The sequence below is a fragment of the Catenulispora acidiphila DSM 44928 genome (genome assembly GCF_000024025.1).
Lineage (GTDB): Bacteria > Actinomycetota > Actinomycetes > Streptomycetales > Catenulisporaceae > Catenulispora > Catenulispora acidiphila.
The window spans coordinates 6788075-6810769 of sequence record NC_013131.1 but is presented as its reverse complement, the minus strand read 5'-3'; the positions used below and the strand labels follow the sequence as shown (position 1 = coordinate 6810769).

The following is a 22695-nucleotide window of genomic DNA, read 5'->3' as shown; positions in this document are numbered from 1 at the left end:
GAGCCGAGGCTGGTACCGACCAGCCTCGGCTCTCAAGCGTTTCGTCTCAGTCGCGGCGCAAGCGCCACTACCAAGGGATGACCCCCTCATCGTCGAACAGTCCGCCGCTCGGCCCGTCGTCCGGCAGCGTCGCGAGCCGGATCGAGGCCGCCGCGCCCTGCTCGGGGGTGCGGGTGCCCTGGAAGCCGTTCAAATCCGTGGCCACGTAGCCGGGACAGGCGAGGTTGATCAGGATGCCGGTGTCCTTGAGTTCCTTGGCGTACTGGATGGTGACAGCGTTCAGATACGTCTTCGTCGGCGTGTAGCCGCCGCTGATCCCGCCGCGCTCGCTGCCGGGCGTGGTCTGGTACGTCAGCGAGGAGACCCCGCTGGACTGGTTGACGATCCGCGGGTGCGCCGAGCGGCGCAGCAGCGGCAGCATCGCGTTGGTGACCCGGATGACGCCGATGACGTTGGTGTCCACCATCCGCCGCACGACCTCCGGATCCAAAGAAGTCGGGTTGTCCGGCCAGCCCTCGGCGATACCGGCGTTGTTGATCAGCACGTCCAGACGCCCCGCGCGCTCCTCGATCAGCCGCGCCGCGGCGGCCACGCTCGCGTCGTCGGTCACGTCCAGCGGCACGCCGAACGCGTCCACGCCCGCCGCGCGCAGTTTCGCCACGGCCGCATCCCGGCGCCCCTCGTCCCGAGCGCCCACGCCGACGCTGAACCCCACCGCGCCGAGCCCGGCCGCGATCTCGTACCCGATACCCTTGTTCGCGCCGGTGACCAGCGCGATCGTCGTCTCGCTCATGGAAATGAGTCTGGTTGCGCGGTGGCCACGGACCAACACCGTCTGGGCACCGCAGCGATATCCGAACGGCATCGGTCTATCGCGCCGGTTACCGTGGACGCATGGAAATCCGCGAACTGCAGTACTTCGTCGCCGTCGCGGAAGAACTGCACTTCGGCAAGGCCGCCGAGCGCCTGGACATCGCGCAGCCGGCGCTGTCGCGCACCATCGCCCAGCTCGAGCGGCGCCTGGGCGTCACGCTCCTGGAGCGCACCAGCCGCAAGGTCGCGCTCACCGACGCCGGCTCTGTCCTGCTGGCAGAGGCACGCTCGATCCTGAGCGCCGTGGCCACCGCCGAGCGCCGCACGCAGGAAGCCGCGACCAGCCAGCCGCGGGTCGTCCTCGCGGTCAAGACCGGGACCGCCGGCGAGCTGCTGGCCAAGCTCCTGGACGCCTACCGCGCCGAGCCCGGCGCCGCGCCCGTCGAGCTGCTGCTGTGCGAGGCGCACCAACACCGGCGCCTGCTGCTGAGCGGACAGGCCGATGTGGCCCTGCTGCACCTGCCTTTCGACCCGGCCGAAGGGCTCGACACCGAGACGCTCTATACCGAGAAGCAGGTGGCGATCCTGCCGATCGCGCATCCGCTCGCCGCCCGCGCGCAGATCCGCGCCGCCGAACTCGCCGCGCTCCCGGACCTGCCGCCGGCCCGCTGGTGCCGGGCGGACGGCAGCTACCCGGACGGACCCGGGCCGGAAGTACGCAACCTAGGCCAGATCTACCAGCTGATCGCCCTCGGCCGGACCACGGTCGTCGTGCCCGAGTCCGCCGCCGTGGACCTGCGGCGCGATCTGGTGACCGTGCCGGTGCTGGACGCGCCGCCGGTGACTACGGTGATCGCCTGGCCGCCGCACAGCCGGCAGCGCGCGGTCGCCGATCTGGTGCGGGTGGCGACGCGGCTCTGAACGGTCGACGGCTTAGCGGCTCGACGGCTCGACGGCTCGGCGGCTTGGCTGTTCGGATGCTGATGGGCTAGATGCCTCTGGCAGTCTCACCCGCCGATCCCTACCCTGCGCGGCATGACCGGACGCTGGAACACTTCCGTGGCCGAGCTCCTCACCGCCCGCGTCGGCGACCACGCCACCGCGCTGACCTGGGCCGGACGTGACGGTGTCGTGCGGCGCGTGTCGTGGGACGAGCACGTGCGGCGCAGTGCGGCGCGCGCCGCGTGGCTCGCTGAGCAGCTTCCGGCGCCGGGGGAGGGGGAAGCGCAGGCGCCGCGGCATGTCGGGGTGCTGATGGAGAACGTGCCGGAGTTCTCCTTCCTGCTCGGCGCGGCGGCACTCGGCGGGTTCACCCTGGTCGGGCTGAACCCGACGCGCGGCGCCGCCGAGGTGGTGCGGGACGTCCGGCACACCGACTGCGCGTTGGTCATCACCGAGTCCCCGTTCCTGGACATGGTGCGCGATTGCGGCGTGCCGGTGGTGAACGTCGACGCGCCGCAGCGCTGGTTCAGCCCGCCGCGTAACACTTTCAGCGCCGGTGTCTACCTCCGGGACGTCCCCTTCATGCTCATCCTGACCTCCGGCACGACCTCCGCCCCGAAAGCCGTGATCTGCTCCCAGGGCAAGCTCGCTTCTCAGGGTTCGAGCTTGGCCACCCAACGCGGTCTGACCAAAGACGACGTCCTGTACTGCGCGATGCCCCTGTTCCACAGCAACGCCGTCATCGCCTGCTGGATCCCGGCGGTCGCCACCGGCGCGACCCTCGCTCTGCGCCGCCGCTTCTCCGCTTCCGGCTTCCTGCCGGACGTCCGCCGCTTCGGCGCCACCTACGCGAACTACGTCGGCAAGCCGCTCGCTTACATCCTCGCCACCCCCGAGAAGCCCGATGACGCTGACAGCACCCTGCGACAGGTCTTCGGCAACGAGGCGGCGCCGGCGGACGTCGAGCGCTTCGGCGCCCGCTTCGGCTGCCAGGTCACCGACGGCTTCGGCTCCACCGAGGGCGGGATCTCCTTCTACCGCCTGCCTTCCACGCCGCCGGGGGCGCTGGGCGTGCCGGTCGGGGACGTGCGGATCGTCGATCCGGACAGCGGCACGGAGTGCGGCGTCGGCGAGGTCGGGGAGATGGTGAACTTCGCCGGCGCCGGAGCGTTCGAGGGCTACTACAAGCACCGCGAGGCCGACGCCGCCAAGCTGCGCGACGGCCGGTTCTGGTCCGGCGACCTGGCGTATCAGGACGCCGATGGGAACTTCTTCTTCGCCGGGCGCTCCGGGGACTGGATCCGGGTCGGCGGGGAGAACTTCGCCTCCGGGCCGGTCGCGCGGGCCGTGGAGGAGTGGGAGCCGGCGGTCGCGGCAGCGGCGTATGGGGTGCCCGATGTCGCCTCGGGGGACCAGGTGATGGTCGCCGTGGAACTGCGCGAGGGAGTCGAAGGGTTCGATGCCGCAGCCTTCGCCGGCTATTTGGGGTCCCGGTCGGAGCTGGCAAAATTGTGGTGGCCCCAATATGTGCGCCTCGTCGCCTCGATGCCGAGGACGGCCACGAACAAGGCGGTGGTCCGCGGATTGGTGGAAGAGGCCTGGTGTACGCCGGATCCGGTCTACCTGCGCACCCCTTCCGGCTACCGCAGGCTGACCGATTCCGACCGTGCCGACCTGGCTCGGGAGTTCGCCCTCCACGGCCGCAGCGCGCCCCGCGCCCGGTAGATCGTTGTTACGCTGCTTGCTTTCGGGCCGGGGTACCTTGATCGTGGAGGAGCAGGTGATTCGCGCTCATGAGCGCTGAGGGCAGTAGCAAGGCGGTTGTGGCGGCGCTGGCCGCGAACATGGGGATCGCCGTCTCGAAGTTCGTGGCCTACGCCTTCACCGGTTCGGCGTCGATGCTCGCCGAGGGCGTGCACTCGGTCGCCGACTCCGGCAACCAGGTGCTGCTGCTGATCGGCGGCAAGCAGGCGCGCAAGAAGGCCGACGCCGAGCACCCGTTCGGCTACGGCCGCGAGCGGTTCGTGTACGCGTTCGTGGTCTCGGTGGTGCTGTTCAGCGTCGGCGGTCTGTTCGCCCTGTACGAGGGCTGGCACAAGATCACGCACCCGGAGAAGGTCGACAGCTGGTACTGGGCCGTCGGGGTGCTGCTGTTCGCGATGGTCATGGAGGGCATGTCCTTCCGCACCGCGGTGCGCGAGTCCAACCGCCTGCGCGAGGGCAGCAGCTGGCTCGGCTTCATCCGCCGCGCCACCAACCCCGAGCTGCCGGTGGTGCTGCTGGAGGACTCCGGCGCCCTGCTCGGTCTGTGCTTCGCGCTGTTCGGCGTCGGCATGGCGGTGATCACCGACAACGGCCGCTGGGACGGCGTCGGCACGCTGGCGATCGGCGCGCTGCTGGTCTGCATCGCGATAATTCTGGCGGTGGAGATGAAGAGCCTGCTGGTCGGCGAGGGCGCCGGCAAGCACGACGTGGCCGCCATCCGCGCCGCGGCCGTGGACGGGCACACCGTCACCGACGTCATCCACCTGCGCACGATGTATCTGGGCCCGGAGGAACTGCTGGTCGCGATCAAGATCGCGGTCGAGCACGACGACACCGCGGCGCAGGTGGCCGAGGCCATCGACGCCGCCGAGGCGCGCATCCGCGCGGCGGTCCCCGAGGCGCGGCTGATCTACCTGGAGCCCGACGTGCGCCGCCCCGGTCCGCTGCCGGAGCCGGTGACGGGCTGACCCGGCGGCGCTGGGACCGCAGTGCTCGGACCGTGGCGCTAGCTGTACGGACCAAGCACGTTGGTTGAGGGCGTGTGATTCACCGCTGTGAGGTGAAAGGGTAGGTCAGTCCTTCACGGCGTCCATCGCCGACAGCGCCGCCACGCCCCGGTCGTAGCCCACTAACAGCCGTCCGTCCGGCGTCGCGGTCAGCGCCTGCACCTGCGCCGGGAACGCCAGTTCCGGGCCGACCTGCGCTCCGGTGGCCAGGTCCCATATGCGAACGGTCTGGTCCCAGCTTCCTGAGACCGCCACCGGCCTGCCGTCCAGCACGGTCGTGGTCACGGTCTCCACGCCGGCGGTGTGGCCGGTCAGCGGGGTGCCCAGCGGTGCGCCCGCGGCGAGGTCCCACACGCGCAGCGTCGAGTCGTCGCTGCTGGTCACCGCGACGGCGCGGCCGTCCAGGACGGTCGTGGCGATGGCCCAGATGGCGTCGGTGTGGCCGGTCAGGGCGGCGCCGAGCTGGCTCTGTGTGGCCAGGTCCCAGATGCGGACGGTGGCGTCGTTGCCAGCCGTCACCGCGACGGCGCGTCCGTGCAGGGTGGTCGTGGTCACCGCGCAGACCGCGTCGGCGTGCCCGGTCAGCGGCGCGCCGATCGGGCGGCGCGTCGTCAGGTCCCAGATGCGCACGGCCGGATCGGCGAGTCCGAGGGCGCTGCCGGTCGCGGTGACGGCGACGGGACGGCCGTCCACGACGGTCGTGGCGACCGCCTCGACCTTGTCCTCGAAACCGCGCAGCGGCTCGCCGGACGGCCGGCCCGCCGCCAGGTCCCACACCCGGACCGTCATGTCGGTGCCGCTGCTGAGCACGAGCGGCCGGCCCTGGAGGGTCATGGTCGCCAGCGCCGTGCCCCAGTGTCCGGTGACGGCCTCGCCGAGCGCCTCGCCGGTCGCGGCGTCCCAGGCGCGCACCGCCTGGTCCGAACCCCCGCTGAGCGCGACGAGCCGCCCGTCCACCTCCGCCGTCGCCATGGCCACGACCCAGTCCCAGTGCCCGCTGGGCGACTCGCCGTCGGTGGACCAGTCGGTGCGCCACCGGGTCGGGGGTGCGGCGAGGAGATCATGAAGCATGAGCCGCACGCTACCGGGGTGGAGCCCGTCAGGCGCTGGACTTTACTCAAACAGAAGTATGAAATTACGTACTTTTACGCGGGTCGGAGTACCGGCAACGTCCTTACTCCCGGGTCCCGTGCCCGATCCGTCCCAGGACGGGTATCACGAAGACCCCCGTGGCCTCGGCCGTCAGCTTTCCGTCGGCGTAGCACCGGCCCCAGCCGTGGATCTTGCGTCCCTCGCGGTGGGAGAATCCTGCCTCGTAAGTGATCTTCGTGTACAGCGGTGTCGCGCGCCGCAGGGTGATCGTCAGGGTCCCGGTGTATCCGAACGCGCCGGAGGCGCCCTGGGCGCAGCCGAGGATCTCGTCGAAGCACGCTGCGACCCACGCCCCGTGCACGCGCCCGGCCGGTCCCTCGTACGGCGCCGTGAAGAACACCTCGCCGCGGATCACCTCGCCGTCGGCCCACATGCGCATCGGCGGCGCCAGGGGGTTGCCGCGGCCGTTGATGGTCGAGCGCTCGACCAGCAGGGTGTCGTGGCGGCGGGCCTGGCTGGCGTTCACGCCGTCGACCTCGGCGCGCGGGATGCGGGGCAGCGCGCCGACGCGGTCGGCCAGCGCCTCGGCCTCGGCGGCCAGGGCCATGAAGTGCGCCGCGCGGTCGGTGTCGCCGGGCTGGTCGGAGTCGCTCGGCGGGGCGGCGCCGTCGGTGCTGTCTGTGTCGTCGGTATTGTCGGTATCGCTCGGTGGGTATCCGGCGTCCCCGCTGTCCAGCTGGAACGCCGCGTCCACCAGCCGCCGCACCTGCTCCACCAGCCGGTGCTTGGCCACGCGCGCCGCCGACAGGTTCGCCTCGTCCTCGTCGAGCCAGGCGCGCCTGACGTCGTCCTTAGGTGCCGCTTCCGTCATGCGGAGACTCTCCCGTCGTCGGTGGGCCCGGCCATTGCATCCGACAGTAACGTGTTCTAGTTTGCCCGGGACAGGAGTACTCGATCAGTCCGAAGGGACCGGCGCATGCCCATCGACCCCGACAAGGCCCTGGCCGCCGCGGCCACCAGCATCGAGCTGGCCTGGACCCCCAAGGACGTCCAGCTCTACCACCTGGGCCTGGGGGCGGGTGTCCCGGCGACCGATCCGGCCGAGCTCGCCTACGTCTATGAGAAGGGCCTCAAGGTCCTGCCGTCCTTCGCGGTGGTGGCCGGCGGGGCGCTCGGCTTCTCGCTGTTCGCCAACCCCGGTATCGACATCCAGCTGGTCAACGTGCTGCACGGCGGCCAGTCGATCACGGTGCACCGCCCCATCCCGGCCGCCGGCGAGGCGACCGCGACCGCGCGGGTCACGGACATCTGGGACAAGGGCAAGGCCGCGGTGATCCGCACCGAGAGCGTGATCGCCGACGCCGACGGGCCCATCTGGACCAACCACTCGCAGGTCTTCGTGCGCGGCGAGGGCGGCTTCGGCGGCGAGCGCGGACCCTCGGCCGTGGACAGCACGCCCGAGCGCGAGCCGGACCACGTCGTGGAGATCAAGACCATGGAGCAGCTGGCGCTCATCTACCGGCTCTCCGGCGACTGGAACCCGCTGCACGCCGACCCCGAGTTCGCCGCGCTGGCCGGCTTCGACCGCCCGATCCTGCACGGTCTGTGCTCCTACGGCCTGACCTGCAAGGCGGTGGTCGACACGGTCCTGGCCGGCGACGTGAGCCGGGTGACCGAGTACTCCACGCGCTTCGCCGGGATCTTCTTCCCGGGCGAGACGATGCGCGTGAAGATGTGGGACGACGGCGCGGGCCGCGTCGACGTGCTGTCCACCTCCGCCGACCGCGACGACGCCGCGGTGTTGGCCAACACCGTGCTCTCGTACAAGAGGTAGAGACAGCCCGAAAAAGCTATACAGACAAACAAAGCTGCACAGACAAAGCTATACAGACAAAGGCAGGAACCCCCTCATGCGCGCAGCAGTCCTGTTCGAGATCGGCACCCAGACCCTGGAGGTCCGCGACGACGTCACCCTCGCCGACCCCGGCGCCGGCGAGGTGCGCATCCGCGTCCACGCCACCGGCGTGTGCCACTCGGACCTGTCGGCGATGACCGGCGTGCTGCCGCAGCCCGCCCCCTTCGTCCCCGGGCACGAGGGTGCCGGGGAGGTCGTCGCGGTCGGCGAGGGCGTGGACAAGGTGGCGGTCGGCGACCACGTCATCGTCTGCTGGAACCCGCCGTGCGGGGACTGCTCCGCCTGCCGCCGCGGGCAGGGCAACCTGTGCGTGAACATCTTCTTCGGCATGACGATGACGCCGCACTTCGCGATCGACGGCGCCGCCGTCTACGGCTTCGCCGGCAGCGGCACGTTCGCAGAGGAACTGGTCGTGCCGTGGCAGTGCGCGGTGAAGATCCCCGACGACGTGCCGTATGAGATCGCCGCGCTGATCGGCTGCGGCGTGACCACCGGGGTCGGCGCCGTCATCAACACCGCCGAGGTCGAGCCCGGCTCCTCGGTCGCGGTGATCGGCGCCGGCGGGGTCGGGATCAGCGTGATCCAGGGCGCGCGCATCGCCGGCGCCGCCGAGATCGTCGCCATCGACCCGGTGGAGAGCAAGCACGAGGCCGCGCTGCGCTTCGGCGCCACCAAGGCCGTCAAGCCTGAGGACGCCGACGCGGCCAAGGCCGAGGTGACCGGTCGGGACGGCTTCGACTACGTCTTCGAAGTCGTCGGCCGCTCCGCACTGGTGAAGCAGGCCTACGGCCTGACCCGCCGGGGCGGGACCGTCACCGTCGTCGGCGCCGGCAAGAACGACGACACCGTCGACCTGAACATGTTCCAGCTCTTCTTCGACAACAAGAAGATCCTCGGTTCCTACTACGGCGGCGCCGACCCGCGCCAGGAGTACGGCCGGCTGATCGCGCTGTGGCGCGCCGGGCGGCTGGACCTGGAGGGCATGATCACCGCCCGGCTCAAGCTCGACGACATCAACCAAGCCCTGGAACTGCTGCGCACCGGCGCCGCGATCCGGACGATCATCGAGGTCTGATCTGCCATGACACCATCGCTTACGGGCCGCGCCGCGATCGTCACCGGCGCCGGCCGCGGCCTGGGCCGCGCCGAAGCCCTGGAGCTGGCCCGCCAGGGCGCCGCGGTCGTGGTGAACGACCACGACCCGGAGATCGCCGAGGCCAGCGCCGCGGACATCGTGAAAGCCGGCGGCCAGGCGGTCGCCTCCGCCGGCGACGTCTCGGACTTCGCCTACGCCGAGTCCTTGACCCGGCTGGCGATCGAGCAGCTCGGCTCCCTTGACATTGTGGTCAACAACGCCGGGATCCTGCGCGACCGCATGGTGTTCTCCATGTCGGAGCAGGAATGGGACGACGTCCTGCGCGTGCACGCCAAGGGCCACTTCGCACTCACCCGGCACGCCACCGCCTACTGGCGCGACCGATCCAAAGCCGAAGGCGGACCGGTCTACGGGCGCATCGTCAACACCTCCTCAGAGGCCTTCCTCGCCGGCGCCGCCGGGCAGGCGAACTACGCGGCGGCCAAGGCGGCGATCGTCGGTCTGACCACCGCCACCGCCAACGGCTGCGCGCGCTACGGCATACGCGCCAACGCGATCTGCCCGCGAGCCCGCACCAAGATGACCGAGGACGTCTTCGCCGGCTTCGAAGCACCGGCCGAGGGCATGGACCCGCTGGCCGTCGAGCACGTCGCCCCGCTGGTCGCCTACCTCGTCTCCCCGGCAGCCGACAAGGTCAACGGACAGGTGTTCGTCGTGCACGGCGGCATGGTGCTGCTGATGCAGCGTCCGGTCGTCGAAGAACGCTGGGATTCCACGCAGGAGACGTTCACCGTCGGCGAGCTGGAGACCGCGCTCGGTCCCTACTTCGCCGGCAAGGCGCCGAGTGAGAATTTCAGTGCCACAGACGTGTTGTCGATGCGTCGGCGGTGAGCTTTATCCTGTGCCCCTAGGCCTTATCACTTGGGGGTTCGGGCATGGCCGACAACACTTTGTGGTTCAGCAACAACCACCGCGACTACTCCAACCAATACGGCAACGACGCCGGGTTCGAGTTCGAGTTCTACTGCCAGCGCTGCAGCGACACCTGGCGCAGCGGCTTCGAGCCGTACAAGGCGGCGCGCGCCGCCGGCTGGATCCGCCGCGCCTCGAACATGGCCAGCGGCGCGGCGTCCTCGATCGGCTGGGACGTCGCCGAGGGCGTCGACGGTCTGGTGCAAAGCGGCTGGCACAAGGCGCGGGACGCCTCCTTCAAGGAGGCGATCACCTCTGCCGAGCAGCACTTCAATCGATGTGGCCGCTGCACGTCCTACGTCTGCGCGCGCTGCTACAGCACCGAGCGCGGTCTGTGCACGAACTGCGCTCCGGACCTGGCCGCCGAGGTGGAGTCCGCGCGCACCCACGGCTTGGTCGACGCCGCCACCTCGCGTGCCCGCGACGTCGGCGCCACGATGGCCGCCGAGGTGGACGTCGCCACGCAGAAGCAGCTGGTGTGCCTGTCCTGCGGGCACGAGACGCACGGCGCGAAGTTCTGCCCGGAGTGCGGGGCGAAGCAGAACGCTGAGCCGGGACCGTGCGGCGGGTGCGGGTCACCGGTGCCGACGGGGTCGAAGTTCTGCCCGGAGTGCGGGCACGTGCAGTAGCCGACGGCGACGACGGATCGACGACGGATTGAAGCGCGCGATCGATGATCGCGCGCTTCTCGCCCTCAGGGCTTGACGATCGTCTTGCCCCGTGCCCCGCCGTGCTGGATCCGCGCCACCGCCTGCGGCGCCTGCTCCAGCGGGACCTCTTCCTCCACGAACACCCGCAGCGTTCCTTCGTCCACTTCCTTGACCAGTTCCGCGAGCAACTCAGCTGAGGGCTGCATGCGGAAGGCCAGCTCCTCCACGCCGGACTGCACCTTCCCGTGCTCGCGGGTCGCGCCCCGGGTGCTGACCGCGACGCCGCCGTCGTGGACCAGCTCCTTGTTCGCCTCGAACGCCTCGGCGTCCTGGGACACCAGGTCCACCAGCACGTCCACGCCCTCGGGGTACTCCTCGCGGCGGACGCGGCCGGCGACGTCCTCGGCGGTGGCGTCGATGGTGACCGCGGCGCCGAACAGGCCCAGGCGCACGCTCTCGTCGCCGCGGGTCACCGCCACCACGCGGGCGTCGCGGGCCGAGGCCAGCTGGGTCAGGAAGGTCCCGACGCCGCCGGCCGCGCCGATCAGCAGCAGGCTCTCACCGCCCCGGACCCCGGCGGCGTCCAGCACGCCGAGCGCGGTCAGGCCGGCGGTCGGCAGGGCGGCGGCGGTCTTGAGTTCCACGGCGTCCGGCGCCGGGCTCAGCGGGCCGGTCTCGTCGACGACCACGTACTCGGCGTACGTGCCGGCGGCGCGGCCGAAGACCGGGTCGCCGACCGCGTAGCGGGTGACGCCCTGCCCGACGGCCTCCACCCGGCCGGCGAAGTCGACGCCCATCACCAGCGGCAGCGGCGGACGCCCGGAGCTGCCGGACGCGCCCGAGGCGATGATCGCGTCCACCGGGTTGATGCCCGCGGCCTCGACCCGCACCAGCAGCTGTCCGGGCCCGGCGGCGGGCTTGGGCACGTCGAGCAGTTCGGGCGTGGCCCCGTAATCCTTCACACCGACCGCGCGCATCCTGGTCTCTCCCTTTTCTGGTCGCCCTTGCCATGAAGTCGCCTTGCCATGAAGTCGCCCTCGCCACGAATCTGCGGCCTGAGGAGCGCGGACGCGAGCCGGGGCGGTCAAACGGGCGGGTTCGGATCAAGGACGGCGCCGCCGGGCCCGGTAACCTACTCGGCATGCCAGACACGTCGGCCGCGCCGACCCTCCGAGACGTCGTCGCGATCCTGGAGCGCGTCTACGACCCGTCCTGGGCCGAGTCGTGGGACGCGGTCGGGCTGGTGTGCGGGGACCCGGAGGAGCCGGTCCGCACCGTCGGCTTCGCGGTGGACCCGGTGGCGGCGGTGATCGACGAGGCGCTGGAGCGCGGCGCGGACCTGCTGGTCACGCACCACCCGCTGTTCCTGCGCGGCGTCCACGGCGTCCCGGCGACGACCTTCAAGGGCCGCCTGATCCACAAGCTCATCCGCGGCGGCGCGGCGCTGTTCACCGCGCACACCAACGCCGACTCCGCCGACCCCGGCGTCTCCGACGCTCTGGCCCACGCCCTGGACCTGCACGACCTGCGTCCCCTCGAACCGCGCGCGGCGACACCCGAACTCGGCATCGGCCGGGTCGGCGAGCTGGCCGCCGCCGAGCCGCTGAGCGCCTTCGCCGCGCGGGTTGCCGCCGCGCTGCCCGCGACCTCCGGCGGGGTGCGGGTGGCCGGGGATCCGGACCGTCCGGTGCGCCGGGTCGCGGTGTGCGGCGGTGCTGGGGACACGCTTTTCGGCGCTGTCCGTACCTCCGGAGCCGACGTCTACGTCACCGCCGACCTGCGGCACCACCCGGCGTCCGAGGCGCTGGAGGCCGGGGGACCGGCGTTGGTGGATGTCGCGCACTGGGCCAGCGAGTGGCCCTGGCTGGAGCATGCGGCTTCCACGCTGCGTTCCACGCTGGCCGCTGGCGGGACTAACGTGGACACGTACGTCTCCACGCTGGTCACCGATCCGTGGACCGCGCACCTCGCGGCGGGCTAGAACCGCCCCGCCGCACGGAGTGTGAAGACAAGTCAAGAGAGAGGCACTGCCCTGAACGCGAACCCCGCCGACCAGCTCCGTCTGCTGGATCTGCACGGTCTGGACGTGCGCCTGGCACAGCTGGCGCACAAGCGGCGCACCCTGCCGGAGCTGGCCGAGGCCGAGAAGGTGGACCGGCGCCTGGCGGACCTGCGCGACGTCCTGGTCGCCGCCCAGACCGCCGAGGGCGACATCGCGCGCGAGCAGAAGAAGGCCGAGGCCGACGTCGAGCAGGTGGTGAACCGCGCCACCCGCGACCGGCAGATGCTGGCCTCCGGCCGCGGCTCGGCCAAGGACCTGGAGAACATCCAGCACGAGCTGGAGACCCTGGCCCGCCGCCAGTCCGACCTGGAGGACGTGGTCCTGGAGGTCATGGAGCGCCGCGAGGCGGCCCAGACCCGCGTGGCCGAGATGACCGTCCAGCGCGACGAGGCCCAGACCCGCCGCGACGAGGTGACCGCGGCCCTGGCCGCCGCCGCCGGGCAGATCGACCGCGACATCACCGCGGTGAGCGCCGAGCGCGAGACCACCAGCGGCGTCATCCCCGAGGACCTGCTGGCCCTGTACGAGCGCATCCGCAAGGACAACAGCGTGGGCGCCGCGGCCATCCGCCAGCGCCGCTGCGACGGCTGCCGCCTGGAGCTGGACATCAGCGAGGTGAACGCGATCAAGGCCGCGGCGCCGGACCAGATCGTCCGCCACGACTCCTGCGGCAGCATCCTGGTGCGCGTCCCCGAATCGGGCATCTAGGGCGCTGGCACGGACACGGATACGGACTCGACGGACTTCACGGACTTCACGGACCAGACCATGGCGCGCACGTTCATCGTCGAGGCCGACGGAGCCTCCCGCGGCAACCCGGGCCCGGCGTCCTACGGCGCCCTGGTCGCCGACGCCGCCACCGGCGAGGTCCTGGCCGAACTCGCCGAGGGCCTGGGCGTGGTGACCAACAACGTCGCGGAGTACCGCGGCCTGATCGCCGGCCTGCGCGCCGCCTACGCCCTCGACCCCCACGCCGAGGTCGAGGTCCGCATGGACTCCAAGCTGGCGGTCCAGCAGATGAGCGGGGTGTGGCAGGTCAAGCACCCCGACATCAAGCAGCTCGCCGTCCAGGCGCGCACGGCGTTCCCGCAAGCGGGCGCGGTGCGCTACACCTGGGTGCCGCGCGCGGAGAACAAGAGGGCTGACGCGCTGGCGAACCTGGCGCTGGACGACCCGGCGGCGGCCGCGGCGAAGATGGCCGAGGCCGAGGTGATGACGGCGGCTTTCCGGGCGGCTCGTGCGGCTCGGGAGGCTGGAGGCGGCGACGGTTCGGGTGGCGAGGGCGGCGCTGCGGCGGCAGCTGCCTCGCAGCAGGAGGCGCTGCCCGGCATCAGCGAGAACACCGCTGCCGAGGCGGCGGTCACCACCTCAAGCTCAAGCAACCCAGCACCATCCTCATACCAGCAACCGAGCTGGTCCCCGGCACCCGACATGGGCCCGCCGACCACGCTCCTCCTCCTGCGCCACGGCGCGACCGCGCTCACCGCCGAGAAGCGCTTCTCCGGCGCCGGCGACCCCGAACTCTCCGCCGTCGGCCTCCAGCAGGTCGATGCCGTCGCCCGCCGGTTGGCCGCGCGTGGCGGCGTCGACGCGATCGTCGCCTCGCCGCTGGGACGCACCGTGCAGACCGCGCAGGCCGCCGCCGACGCGCTCGGGCTGCCGGTCGAGATCGACCCCGGCTTCCGGGAGACCGACTTCGGGCTCTGGGACGGTTACAGCTTCGCCGAGGTCCGCGAGCGCTGGCCCGCCGAGCACCGCGCCTGGCTGGCCTCGACCGCCGTCGCGCCGCCGCAGGGGGAGTCCTTCGACGCGGTCGCCGACCGCGTGCTGGCCGCGCGCGATGATCTGATCGCCCGGTACGCGCGCCGGACCGTCCTGGTCGTCTCGCATGTGACGCCTATCAAAACCCTGATCCGCGACGCGCTCGGCGCCCCGCCGGAATCCCTGTACGCCATGGAGCTCTCGGCCGCCTCGCTGTCGGTCCTCACGTGCTATTCCGACGGCCGCGCCTCGATGCGCCTGTTCAACGACACCGCGCATCTGACCGGTTGAGGACGGGCCGGCACGGATCTGTCGGGCCCTGCTTCGCGCGCCGGTGATCGTGGATAGACTCCGGCGTCATGGAACGGATCGGCCCGCGTCGCGCGGGAGATGAGAACGGGGACGGGACCACCTCGGGGCGGACCGGTGCCGTGCGGGCCGCGGCGGTGACCGTGGCCGTGGTCGCGGCGCTGGCCGGCTGCTCGGTGACCGTGCAGCCGAAGAACGCCGCCGCGACCAGCCCTCTGATCTCCTCCCCGACGTCTTCGGCCGCGTCCAGCGCCGCCTCGAGTACCAGCGCGCCGTCCTCCTCGCCGAGTCCGACGCCCGCGCCCTCGGACGTCGACCACACCGTCTGCGTCAACGTCCGCGAAGCATTGGCGACGCTGAAGTCGAAGCTGGCGACGGACAAGGGCTCTGCCTCGCGTAGCGCCGCGGACTACCACAACGCCGGTACCGCCTTGCGCACCCAGGACTCCAAGACCGACAACGCGCAGCTGAAGTCGACGTTGAGGACCGTCGGCACCGACTATCAGACCGTCGGCCACGACGTCGCCAACCACGAGTCGACGGACGCCGATCTGGGCAAGGTCGCCGAGGCCTCGAAGCCGCTGAGCACGCTGTGTGGGGTGAGCATCGGCAGCACTGGTAGCAGCGCTACCGGTTCCGGCACGAGCACTACCAGCAGTACCAGTGCCAGCACCAGCACCAGCTCGACGTCCGGCTGATCAGGCCACTGAGTCGACCACCACGTCGATCGTCCAAGCCGTCCCCGGCTTGGACGGCGCCGCGGTCTCGGTCCGCAGTCCCAAGTCCTGCAACGCCTCCGCCAACTCCTTCGGCGTGCCGACCACGACGTCCCCGACCAGCAGCGCCCGCGCCAGCCGTCCCTTGGTCGCCTTGTTGAAGTGGCTCACGACGCTGCGCTTGGGCACGCCGTCGACGATCCGCTCGTGCAGCACCCGCACGGTCGCGGTGCGCTCGGCGGCCGAGGCCGGGACCTTCCACATCCCGGCGTACATCGACGAGCGCAGGTCCACCACCAGCCCGGAGGCGACCGCCGGCGCCAGCGCCGGGGTCAGCGCGGTCCGCCACAGCTTGGACACCGCGCCGGCCTTCGGCAGCGACACGCCGCCGGAGCAGCGGTACGCCGGGATCGCGTCGGTCGGCCGCACCACGCCCCACAGCCCGGAGAACGTCAGCACCCGTGCTTCGGCGCGCGCGAACGCCTCGGGGTCCTCGCGGCGCAGGCCCGGCAGGTCCAGCGCGTCGTAGAGCACGCCGGTGTAGCGGTCGGCGGCCGGCAGCGTCGGCGCCGTGCTCAGTTGCCGGTCCGCGACCAGCTCGCCGGCCTGGTTCGGCGAGAGTCCCAGCACCTCCAGCGCCGTCGCCTCGCGTCCCTTGGCCAGCCGCGCCAGCTCCGCCATCAGGGCTTTGCGGGTCTTGGCGAGCTGGGGGAAGGCCAGGGTGGCGAGGTCCACGGCCGGGCCGTCGCCGTCGGGAGCCTTGCCTTCGGAGGGCGGGAGCAGGATCAGCACGGCGATCATTCTCGCGCATCAGGCAGGGGTCCGGAGGGACGTCCCGCGACAAGGCTTGCGCAGTGACAGTTACCGATATATCGTTGAGCTATCGAAGAGCAACGTCGGACAGTCGCTTTGTCGAGGGGGAGGCCATGATGACCGAGGACCAGCAGCCAGAACGGCAGCCGGAGAACGCGCAGACCCGGCCCTGCCGGTGGCGGCGCACCGAGCGCCGGACCCGGGGCGCCAAAGAGATCGAACTGGAGATCCGCCTGCGTGAGCGGCAGCGGGCCCGCCGGTTCGCCGACCGCGGGGAGCAGGATCGGATCCGGTACCTGCCGGTGCTCCCGTTGGGTGCGTCGGCGGACCGTCCGTCATATCGTTGAGAGGCGACGACAGTCGCCGGTAGGGAAGTGGAGGCGGCGATGGCCGACGAGCAGGACGAGACCAGCGGCAAGAACAGCAATAACGGTAATAGCGGTAATAGCAGTAATAACGACAAGCACGAGCGCGCCGAGCAGGATCTGCGCGAGCAGCTCGAGCAGCTCAAGGAGCAGGGCCGCCGCCTCCAGGAAGAGGCGGCTCAGCGCGAGCGGGACCTCCAGCAGCGGCTCAACGACGCGGCGCTGGAGCGGGAGAAGGGACGCGTGACGGAGCAGGAAGCCCGGGAGCGTGTCCAGGACTTCAAGGCTCGGCGCCGGGAAGAGCGCGATGAGGGACGCCGGGAGGGCCGCGAGGATCGCCGCGGTCCCCGCCGGGGCGGCGGACGGGGCGGCTACACCTGGGCTTCGCCCGGCACCCCGCCGCTGCCGCCCATGCCCCCGATGCCTCCGGGCGGCCCGCTGCCGCCGATCCCCGGCGCCGGCGGCACGTTCACCCCGTTCGACGTCCTCGGCGGCCTCGGCGCGATGTTCGGCGGTCCGCCGCCGGGCGGTCCGGCCGGCCGGCGGCGGCACGGCGGACGCAGCCGCGCCGGGCGCGGAGACGTGCGCATAACGATCCTGATCCTGCTCGACGAGGGCCCGGCCAACGGCTACCAGCTGATGCAGGAGATCGAGCAGCGCACCAACGGGGCGTGGAAGCCCAGCTCGGGGTCCATCTACCCGGCGCTCCAGCAGCTCGAGGACGAGGGCATCGTCCAGACCACCGAGGGGGAGGGGCGCAAGATGTTCGCGCTCAGCGACGAGGGCAAGACCTACGTCCGGGACAACCGCGCCAAGTGGACCGCGCCCTGGGAGGGCATGGAGGAGGAAGAGGGACCCTCGGAGGAGGCGACCAAAATCCGCGACGTCATCGCGCAGCTGGCGATGGCCTACATGCAGGTGATCCAGGTCGGGACCGACAGCCAGCGGGCCGAGGCCTCGCGGGTGCTGGTCGGCGCGCGGCAGGCGCTGTACCGGATCCTGGCGGGGGATTCCTCAGAGGACTGACGGCTCTGGCGGTGGGGCGGCGAACGTGCACGCCACGCCCGCCCCACCGCCCCCGCCGCCCCCTGGAGACGCGGACGTGACGATGATCGCAGGACGCGTGCAACGGCGGGGCGGCACCCCATAGGGTGCTGGCATGCCGCAAAGAGTCCTCACCGTCGAGGCCGCCGTCCCGGCCGCCGACCTGCGCGCGGGCTTCGACGCCGTGCGTGCCGAACTCCGGCTGCCCGGGCCCTATCCGCAGCAGGCCCTGGCCGAGGCCGAGGCCGCCGCCAAGGCGCCGCGCATGCCGCAGGCCGACGCCACGGACCTGCCGCTGGTCACCCTGGACCCGGCGGAGTCGCTGGACCTGGACCAGGCCATGCACCTGGAGAAGCGCGAGGGCGGCGGCTACCGCGTGCACTACGCGATCGCCGACGTCGCGGCGTTCGTCACCCCCGGCGGCGTGCTCGATCTGGAGACGCACCGGCGCGGCGAGACCTACTACATGCCGGACATGCGCGTCCCGCTGCACCCGGAGATCCTCTCCGAGGGCGCAGCCTCGCTGCTGCCCGGCCAGGAGTGCCCGGCGCTGCTGTGGCAGATCGACCTGGACTCCACCGGCGACGCCACGAACGTGGAGGTGCGGCGCGCCCGCGTGCGCAGCCGGGCCAAGCTGAACTACCAGGACACCCAGGCCGCCCTCGACGCCGGCACCGCCGAGACGGTCCTGCGGTTGTTGCGCGAGATCGGCACGCTGCGCCAGCAGCGCGAGGCCGAGCGCGGCGGGATAAGCCTGAGCGTCCCGGCGCAGGTCGTGGTCGCCGACGGCGACAGCTGGTCGCTGGAGTACCGCACGCCGCTGCCGGTGGAGAACTGGAACGCGCAGATCTCCCTGCTGACCGGCATGGCCGCCGCCGAGCTGATGATCTACGGCGGCGTCGGCCTGCTGCGCACGATGCCCGACCCGCCGGAGTTCGCCTACCACCGGCTGCACCGCGTCGCCCGCGCCCTGAAGATCCGCTGGCCCGAGGGCGTCAGCTACAGCGACCTGATCCGCAAGCTGGACCCGGCGGTCCCCAAGCACGCGGCGTTCCTGCAGGAGACCACGACGCTGATGCGCGGCGCGGGCTACACCGCTTTCGACGGCGGCGTGCCGGAGCAGGCCGGCCATTCGGCCCTGGCCACGACGTACGCACACGTCACCGCACCCTTGCGGCGCCTGGCGGATCGCTACGCCGGCGAGGTGTGCGTGGCTTTGTGCGCCGGCGCGGAGATCCCGGACTGGGCCCGCTCGGAACTGCCGAAGCTGCCGGCGGTGATGGAGGGCGCGGACCGCCGCGGCAACTCGGTGGACCGGGAGTGCGTGGACCTGGTGGAGACGATGCTGCTGCGCGACCGCGTCGGCGAGGAGTTCGACGCGGTGGTCATCGACCTGAACGAGCGGATCGACTGGGACCACAACGGCAAGCCGGACGTCGGGATCGTGCAGCTGACGCAGCCGGCGGTCCGGGCCCGCTGCGACGGCCACGACCTGCCGCTGGGGCAGGAGACGCGGGTGCGGCTGGCCGAGGCCGACGTCACGACGCGGCGGATACTGTTCGAGGCCACAGATCCGCGGTACACGGTGCGGGACCGTCCGGTGCGGAACAACGGCGGGGGCGGGGCGGTGGGTAAGGGCGCTGAGAAGTCGGCCGAGAAGAGCACCGACCAGAGCGCAGACAAGAACCCTGACAAGGGTGTCGACAAGAGCTGAGGAGCACCACCATGGCGGCCGAACCGGAACGGGTCCTGCGGATGCGCGAAGCGTCCGAAGCGGTCGAGAAGATCGGCTGGCGCTACCTGCTGGGCACGCTGCGCACCGCGGTCGCCGTGACCTCGCTGGCGCAGGGCAGCACGGTCGCGGCCAAGGCCGTCGAAGCCTGCGCCGCCTATGCCGACCGCCACCTGTGGGCCGACCTGCGCGCCGACAAGGTCGTCCTGGTCCTCCAATCACTCGACGCCGCCGCGGTGACGAACGTCGACGCCGAACTGGCGGGCCGCGTGTCGCTGGCAGTACGCGAGGTCGGCCTGATCACCTCAGCGGACGTCGGCAGCGAGGAATCCCGAGCCCTCCAGCTGGTGGAGATCGCCGTGGACGCGCTGGACATCCCGAAGGTCCGCCCCTTCTGGAAGGCGGTATTCGCCTACGAGGACGAAGTCCTCACCGCCGGCCCGACAGACGCCCTCGTCGACCCCCAACGCCAGGGCCCAGCCATCTGGTTCCAGCAAATGGACGCCCCCCGCCCCCAACGCAACCGCATCCACTTCGACATCTGCGTCCCCCACGACGAAGCCCAACGCCGCATCGCCGCCGGCCTCGCCGCAGGCGGCCGCCTGACGTACGACGCGGAGGCACCCGCGTTCTGGGTCCTCGCCGACCCCGAGGGCAACGAGGTCTGCATCACGACGTGGCAGGGGCGGCAGCCGGATTAGAGCGGGGCGGCTGCCCCAGCGGCTGCGGCTGCGGCTCGGCTATGTTGCCCAGCCGTCCGGCGTGCCGGAAGATCTTCGCCATGACCTCTCTCGTACATCACGTCACTTTCGATTGCGCCGACCCCTATAAGCTCGCATCCTTCTGGGCGCAGGTCTTTGGCACGACGGTCCACCCTGAGGCTCAGCCCGGAGACGGCGAGGTCGGCCTCGTGGGTTCCGACCTGTTGTTCATCCAGGTCCCTGAGTCGAAGACGATCAAGAACCGCGTACATGTGGACCTTCAACCGCAAGACCGCACCCGCGATGAGGAGGTTGAGCGTCTTCTCTCCCTCGGTGCGACGCTGGCCGCCGACTTCCGGAAGTCTGACGGCACTGGCTGGGCGGTCCTGACCGACCCCGCGGGCAACGAGTTCTGCGTTGAACGCAGCAAGGCGGAACGCGAGTAGCCGGGTCAGGATCCGGAACCGTCTTCAGGTTTGCGAAGCCGTGCCCGACCGGGGCCCTCAGGCTGCTGATCTACGCGACGTCAGGTCGTGTCATCAGTGGCGACCGCACGTGCAGCTCCAGACGGGGGCCGGTCAGTGGCACGGTGCTCCATGTCGCCGTCGCGGTCCCCGCCTCGGTGTCGAGGACCAGCCGAACGCGGTGCGGGGTGGTGACGACGTAGAGATCGGCGACGAATGTGCTGCCCTGCCAGGCGCCGGCCGCGACGACAGGTCGGCCGAGCGGGGAGCTTTCCCGCCAGCCGCCGTGGCCGACCTCGACGTCGAGGAGCGACTCGAACCGTACGAGCCATCCGCCGTCGGTGGGATCGATGATCACCGTCGTTCCGTCAGGCAGGGCCGAGCCCTCAGCGGAGGCGTCGAGTGTCGCGCTGGCCGAACGCCCCGGGTCGGCGGAACCGGGCACCGGCGGCAATGACAGTCGCCGCAGCCGGTCGGCGAGCATCTCGTCGTCCTCGTCGCTTCCTGCATGGCCCACGCCGGGCAGCAGACACTCCCACATGGCATCAAGCACCTTCTGAGCTTCTCCTTGGGCGGTCACGGCGACCACGAGATCGTGCGACGGGACCACCACACACTGCTGTCCGAAGGAGCCATGACCGTGGTACCCGTGACGCGACATCCAGAACTGGTAGCCGTAGCCGTAAGAGAAGTCCGCCTGGTCCGATCCGTCCAGGATCCACTCGCTGTCGATGTGCCGTCTGGTCGCCAGCTCCACCCAACCGCGTGGGACGAGTTGTTGGTCGCCCCACATCCCTCCGCGGCGCAGCAGTTCGCCGAAGGAGGCAATGGCCTCGGTGGTGAGGTGTAGTCCGTGGAATCCGAAGGCGGCGCCGCTTCTCACCCGATCCCATTCGGCGTGGTCGATGCCCATCGGCTTGAAGAGGCGCTTGTCGAGGAACTCCGGGAGACCGCGACCCGTGACCCGTTCCACCATCCGGGCCAGGATGAAGGTGGTTGAGTTGTCGTAGGTGTGCCGCGTTCCCTCGGCCGCGGCGAAGGGCAGGCCCAGGAAGCCCTTCACCAAGTCGTCGGGCTCCCGCTCCCAGGCTTCGGTGAGGCTGTCCGTGGCGTGCCCCGCTGTCATGGACAGCAGGTGGTGAACGGTGATGCGGCTTGCCTGCTCCGAGACGTCGGCCGGGACGTGGTCGGGCAACACGTGCACCACTCGATCGTCCAGCGAGAGTAGCCCGTCGGCGACCGCGAGCCCCACGGCGATCGCCGTGAACGACTTGGTCAGCGAGTAGAGAAGATGCGGGCGCTCGGCCGAGTACGGCGCCCACCAGCCTTCGGCGACGACGTGACCGCGGTGCACGACCATGATGGAGTGGCACTCGACGGATCGTGCTTCCAGCCGGTCCAGCAGCGCGGCGATCGAACGCGACGAAATTCCCGAGGCGGCCGGTGTCGAACGTGGAAGCAGGGGGCGCGGGGAAGGCATTCTGACTCCCTGACAGATGCACACGGATCCGGTTCGACCTTGCGTCGGAGGTGGATCGATGACAGCGATGTGTATGAAGCAGGGGCTGTCAGCCCGGGTATGTTACAAGCGGGTCGAATCGCGGTTCCATGAGGTTTTTCTTCATGGGTCGACGGCGGTGTCGGACAACTCTGCGCATGAGCAACTCGGATGTCCCGCGTCGTGGTGCGACGGTCGTCCCCATATACTGGTGGTGCGGCGAGTCGGCGAGGCGATCGCGGCAGCGGGCGACCGGTGTCGAGGAAAGTCCGGACTCCATAGGACAGGGTGGTTGGCAACACCAACCCGGGGTGACCCGCGGGACAGTGCCACAGAGAAAAGACCGCCCGCCGTCAGGCGGGTAAGGGTGAAACGGTGAGGTAAGAGCTCACCAGCGCCCGGGGTGACCCGGGCGGCTAGGTAAACCCCACCCGGAGCAAGGTCAAGAGGGCCTGGGAGACCAGGTCTGCGCAGGCGTTCGAGGGCTGTCCGCCCGAGCCTGCGGGTAGACCGCACGAGGCACGCGGCGACGCGTGCCCTAGATGGATGGTCGCCACTGCGCTTCGGCGCAGGACAGAATCCGGCTTAGGACCGGCTCGCCGCCAACAGTCCGACGCCCTCGCGCGCGAAAAGTATCGCAGTGGTCTGAACCACTGGGGCGAATCCCTCGTTCTGAGACTGGCTCCTCGTACCCGTAACCGCCAGCCTACGAACAGGACGACTCCATGAAGCGTGTCATGATCGGGCTCGTACTCGCCGCGACCGGCCTCTTCGCCTCGGTCACCTTCGCCACCACCGCGAGCGCGACCACCTGGGACAACCCCGACTACGCCCAGTTCACGAACTGGTACGAGTGCAACAACTGGGGGCAGATGCTGATGACGGAGCACAAGATCAGCGCCTATGAGTGCTTCTCCAACGGCACGCCGATTCCCGGCGGTCCCGGAGCCTACATGTCCGTGGACTACTGACTACTGAC

23 protein-coding genes and 1 other RNA gene are annotated in these 22695 nt (G+C 70.9%); 18 read left to right on the top strand and 6 right to left on the bottom strand.

Going from position 1 to position 22695, the window contains the following annotated elements; translation table 11 throughout:
• Positions 1-67: 67 nt before the first annotated feature.
• Positions 68-793, bottom strand: a complete 726-nt coding sequence (locus CACI_RS29235) for an SDR family oxidoreductase (RefSeq protein ID WP_015794489.1) — start codon at positions 791-793, stop codon at positions 68-70.
• A gap of 101 nt (positions 794-894) precedes the next feature.
• Between CACI_RS29235 and CACI_RS29230 the strand changes: the two genes are divergently transcribed.
• The 3 genes from CACI_RS29230 to CACI_RS29220 all read left to right on the top strand — a co-directional run bounded on the left by CACI_RS29230 (position 895) and on the right by CACI_RS29220 (position 4487).
• Entirely contained in the window at positions 895-1734 is an 840-nt protein-coding gene (locus CACI_RS29230) for a LysR family transcriptional regulator (RefSeq protein ID WP_015794488.1), read from the top strand.
• Between the two features lie 114 nt (positions 1735-1848).
• On the top strand, positions 1849-3480 hold the full coding sequence (locus CACI_RS29225; protein WP_015794487.1) for a long-chain-fatty-acid--CoA ligase: 1632 nt from the start codon (positions 1849-1851) through the stop codon (positions 3478-3480).
• Positions 3481-3548: 68 nt separating this feature from the next.
• Entirely contained in the window at positions 3549-4487 is a 939-nt protein-coding gene (locus tag CACI_RS29220) for a cation diffusion facilitator family transporter (RefSeq protein ID WP_015794486.1), read from the top strand.
• Between the two features lie 105 nt (positions 4488-4592).
• Here CACI_RS29220 and CACI_RS46180 read toward each other — a convergent pair whose 3' ends face one another.
• Complete coding sequence (locus CACI_RS46180; protein ID WP_015794485.1) at positions 4593-5597, bottom strand: WD40 repeat domain-containing protein; 1005 nt, start codon at positions 5595-5597, stop codon at positions 4593-4595.
• Between the two features lie 103 nt (positions 5598-5700).
• Complete coding sequence (locus CACI_RS46175) at positions 5701-6489, bottom strand: hotdog family protein (protein ID WP_015794484.1); 789 nt, start codon at positions 6487-6489, stop codon at positions 5701-5703.
• A 105-nt stretch (positions 6490-6594) separates the two neighbouring features.
• Between CACI_RS46175 and CACI_RS29205 the strand changes: the two genes are divergently transcribed.
• The 4 genes from CACI_RS29205 (at position 6595) to CACI_RS29190 (ending at position 10230) form a co-directional block, all read left to right on the top strand.
• The gene (locus tag CACI_RS29205) at positions 6595-7452 is read left to right on the top strand and encodes a MaoC/PaaZ C-terminal domain-containing protein (RefSeq protein WP_015794483.1); all 858 of its coding nucleotides are present in this window, start codon (positions 6595-6597) and stop codon (positions 7450-7452) included.
• 76 nt (positions 7453-7528) lie between these two features.
• On the top strand, positions 7529-8608 hold the full coding sequence (locus CACI_RS29200; protein ID WP_015794482.1) for a Zn-dependent alcohol dehydrogenase: 1080 nt from the start codon (positions 7529-7531) through the stop codon (positions 8606-8608).
• A gap of 6 nt (positions 8609-8614) precedes the next feature.
• Positions 8615-9520: a 3-oxoacyl-ACP reductase gene (locus CACI_RS29195; RefSeq protein WP_015794481.1), complete on the top strand. Its 906-nt coding sequence runs from the start codon at positions 8615-8617 to the stop codon at positions 9518-9520.
• Positions 9521-9564: 44 nt separating this feature from the next.
• A complete protein-coding gene (locus tag CACI_RS29190) occupies positions 9565-10230 on the top strand; it encodes a zinc ribbon domain-containing protein (protein ID WP_015794480.1) in 666 nt (221 codons plus the stop codon).
• Positions 10231-10295: 65 nt separating this feature from the next.
• Here the strand turns inward: CACI_RS29190 and CACI_RS29185 are convergent, their stop codons facing one another.
• Positions 10296-11228 carry an NADP-dependent oxidoreductase gene (locus tag CACI_RS29185; RefSeq protein ID WP_015794479.1) on the bottom strand — a complete coding sequence of 311 codons (933 nt, stop codon included), beginning with the start codon at positions 11226-11228 and terminating at the stop codon, positions 10296-10298.
• A 164-nt stretch (positions 11229-11392) separates the two neighbouring features.
• Here CACI_RS29185 and CACI_RS29180 point away from each other — a divergent pair, with 164 nt between their 5' ends.
• From CACI_RS29180 to CACI_RS29165, 4 genes are all read left to right on the top strand, one after another.
• Positions 11393-12232 carry a Nif3-like dinuclear metal center hexameric protein gene (locus CACI_RS29180; protein ID WP_015794478.1) on the top strand — a complete coding sequence of 280 codons (840 nt, stop codon included), beginning with the start codon at positions 11393-11395 and terminating at the stop codon, positions 12230-12232.
• A gap of 21 nt (positions 12233-12253) precedes the next feature.
• On the top strand, positions 12254-13021 hold the full coding sequence (locus tag CACI_RS29175) for a zinc ribbon domain-containing protein (RefSeq protein WP_015794477.1): 768 nt from the start codon (positions 12254-12256) through the stop codon (positions 13019-13021).
• Positions 13022-13081: 60 nt separating this feature from the next.
• Positions 13082-14365 (top strand): bifunctional RNase H/acid phosphatase, encoded by a 1284-nt coding sequence (locus CACI_RS29170; RefSeq protein ID WP_015794476.1) that lies wholly within the window; start codon positions 13082-13084, stop codon positions 14363-14365.
• Positions 14366-14433: 68 nt separating this feature from the next.
• Positions 14434-15081, top strand: a complete 648-nt coding sequence (locus tag CACI_RS29165; RefSeq protein ID WP_015794475.1) for a hypothetical protein — start codon at positions 14434-14436, stop codon at positions 15079-15081.
• Here the strand turns inward: CACI_RS29165 and yaaA are convergent, their stop codons facing one another.
• Entirely contained in the window at positions 15082-15891 is an 810-nt protein-coding gene (gene yaaA, locus CACI_RS29160; protein ID WP_041542636.1) for a peroxide stress protein YaaA, read from the bottom strand.
• A gap of 134 nt (positions 15892-16025) precedes the next feature.
• On the opposite strand from yaaA, the gene CACI_RS29155 reads away from it, so the two are divergent.
• The 5 genes from CACI_RS29155 (at position 16026) to CACI_RS29135 (ending at position 20200) form a co-directional block, all read left to right on the top strand.
• Complete coding sequence (locus CACI_RS29155) at positions 16026-16259, top strand: hypothetical protein (protein WP_041540530.1); 234 nt, start codon at positions 16026-16028, stop codon at positions 16257-16259.
• 39 nt (positions 16260-16298) lie between these two features.
• Complete coding sequence (locus CACI_RS29150) at positions 16299-17303, top strand: PadR family transcriptional regulator (RefSeq protein ID WP_015794472.1); 1005 nt, start codon at positions 16299-16301, stop codon at positions 17301-17303.
• Between the two features lie 133 nt (positions 17304-17436).
• On the top strand, positions 17437-19035 hold the full coding sequence (locus tag CACI_RS29145; protein WP_015794471.1) for an RNB domain-containing ribonuclease: 1599 nt from the start codon (positions 17437-17439) through the stop codon (positions 19033-19035).
• Positions 19036-19046: 11 nt separating this feature from the next.
• Complete coding sequence (locus CACI_RS29140) at positions 19047-19754, top strand: VOC family protein (RefSeq protein ID WP_015794470.1); 708 nt, start codon at positions 19047-19049, stop codon at positions 19752-19754.
• Between the two features lie 80 nt (positions 19755-19834).
• On the top strand, positions 19835-20200 hold the full coding sequence (locus CACI_RS29135) for a VOC family protein (protein ID WP_015794469.1): 366 nt from the start codon (positions 19835-19837) through the stop codon (positions 20198-20200).
• A gap of 70 nt (positions 20201-20270) precedes the next feature.
• On the opposite strand, the gene CACI_RS29130 is transcribed toward CACI_RS29135, so the two are convergent.
• On the bottom strand, positions 20271-21698 hold the full coding sequence (locus tag CACI_RS29130; RefSeq protein ID WP_015794468.1) for a serine hydrolase domain-containing protein: 1428 nt from the start codon (positions 21696-21698) through the stop codon (positions 20271-20273).
• A 238-nt stretch (positions 21699-21936) separates the two neighbouring features.
• On the opposite strand from CACI_RS29130, the gene rnpB reads away from it, so the two are divergent.
• Together rnpB and CACI_RS29125 are read left to right on the top strand one after the other, a co-directional pair.
• Positions 21937-22319, top strand: an RNA gene (rnpB, locus tag CACI_RS47020) — RNase P RNA component class A.
• Positions 22320-22441: 122 nt separating this feature from the next.
• Positions 22442-22687 carry a hypothetical protein gene (locus tag CACI_RS29125; RefSeq protein ID WP_015794467.1) on the top strand — a complete coding sequence of 82 codons (246 nt, stop codon included), beginning with the start codon at positions 22442-22444 and terminating at the stop codon, positions 22685-22687.
• Positions 22688-22695: the final 8 nt, after the last annotated feature.

What these genes read in the sequence shown, in the direction of transcription:
- CACI_RS29225 (WP_015794487.1), top strand. Translation starts at nt 1,849, where the DNA reads ATGACCGGACGCTGGAACACTTCCGTGGCCGAGCTCCTCACCGCCCGC.
- CACI_RS29185 (WP_015794479.1), bottom strand. Translation starts at nt 11,228, where the DNA reads ATGCGCGCGGTCGGTGTGAAGGATTACGGGGCCACGCCCGAACTGCTC.
- CACI_RS29135 (WP_015794469.1), top strand. Translation starts at nt 19,835, where the DNA reads ATGACCTCTCTCGTACATCACGTCACTTTCGATTGCGCCGACCCCTAT.
- CACI_RS29180 (WP_015794478.1), top strand. Translation starts at nt 11,393, where the DNA reads ATGCCAGACACGTCGGCCGCGCCGACCCTCCGAGACGTCGTCGCGATC.
- CACI_RS29165 (WP_015794475.1), top strand. Translation starts at nt 14,434, where the DNA reads ATGGAACGGATCGGCCCGCGTCGCGCGGGAGATGAGAACGGGGACGGG.
- CACI_RS29130 (WP_015794468.1), bottom strand. Translation starts at nt 21,698, where the DNA reads ATGCCTTCCCCGCGCCCCCTGCTTCCACGTTCGACACCGGCCGCCTCG.
- CACI_RS29190 (WP_015794480.1), top strand. Translation starts at nt 9,565, where the DNA reads ATGGCCGACAACACTTTGTGGTTCAGCAACAACCACCGCGACTACTCC.
- CACI_RS29230 (WP_015794488.1), top strand. Translation starts at nt 895, where the DNA reads ATGGAAATCCGCGAACTGCAGTACTTCGTCGCCGTCGCGGAAGAACTG.
- CACI_RS29145 (WP_015794471.1), top strand. Translation starts at nt 17,437, where the DNA reads ATGCCGCAAAGAGTCCTCACCGTCGAGGCCGCCGTCCCGGCCGCCGAC.
- CACI_RS46175 (WP_015794484.1), bottom strand. Translation starts at nt 6,489, where the DNA reads ATGACGGAAGCGGCACCTAAGGACGACGTCAGGCGCGCCTGGCTCGAC.
- CACI_RS29150 (WP_015794472.1), top strand. Translation starts at nt 16,299, where the DNA reads ATGGCCGACGAGCAGGACGAGACCAGCGGCAAGAACAGCAATAACGGT.
- CACI_RS29155 (WP_041540530.1), top strand. Translation starts at nt 16,026, where the DNA reads ATGATGACCGAGGACCAGCAGCCAGAACGGCAGCCGGAGAACGCGCAG.
- CACI_RS29205 (WP_015794483.1), top strand. Translation starts at nt 6,595, where the DNA reads ATGCCCATCGACCCCGACAAGGCCCTGGCCGCCGCGGCCACCAGCATC.
- CACI_RS29170 (WP_015794476.1), top strand. Translation starts at nt 13,082, where the DNA reads ATGGCGCGCACGTTCATCGTCGAGGCCGACGGAGCCTCCCGCGGCAAC.
- CACI_RS46180 (WP_015794485.1), bottom strand. Translation starts at nt 5,597, where the DNA reads ATGCTTCATGATCTCCTCGCCGCACCCCCGACCCGGTGGCGCACCGAC.
- CACI_RS29140 (WP_015794470.1), top strand. Translation starts at nt 19,047, where the DNA reads ATGGCGGCCGAACCGGAACGGGTCCTGCGGATGCGCGAAGCGTCCGAA.
- CACI_RS29220 (WP_015794486.1), top strand. Translation starts at nt 3,549, where the DNA reads ATGAGCGCTGAGGGCAGTAGCAAGGCGGTTGTGGCGGCGCTGGCCGCG.
- CACI_RS29235 (WP_015794489.1), bottom strand. Translation starts at nt 793, where the DNA reads ATGAGCGAGACGACGATCGCGCTGGTCACCGGCGCGAACAAGGGTATC.
- CACI_RS29125 (WP_015794467.1), top strand. Translation starts at nt 22,442, where the DNA reads ATGAAGCGTGTCATGATCGGGCTCGTACTCGCCGCGACCGGCCTCTTC.
- CACI_RS29195 (WP_015794481.1), top strand. Translation starts at nt 8,615, where the DNA reads ATGACACCATCGCTTACGGGCCGCGCCGCGATCGTCACCGGCGCCGGC.
- CACI_RS29200 (WP_015794482.1), top strand. Translation starts at nt 7,529, where the DNA reads ATGCGCGCAGCAGTCCTGTTCGAGATCGGCACCCAGACCCTGGAGGTC.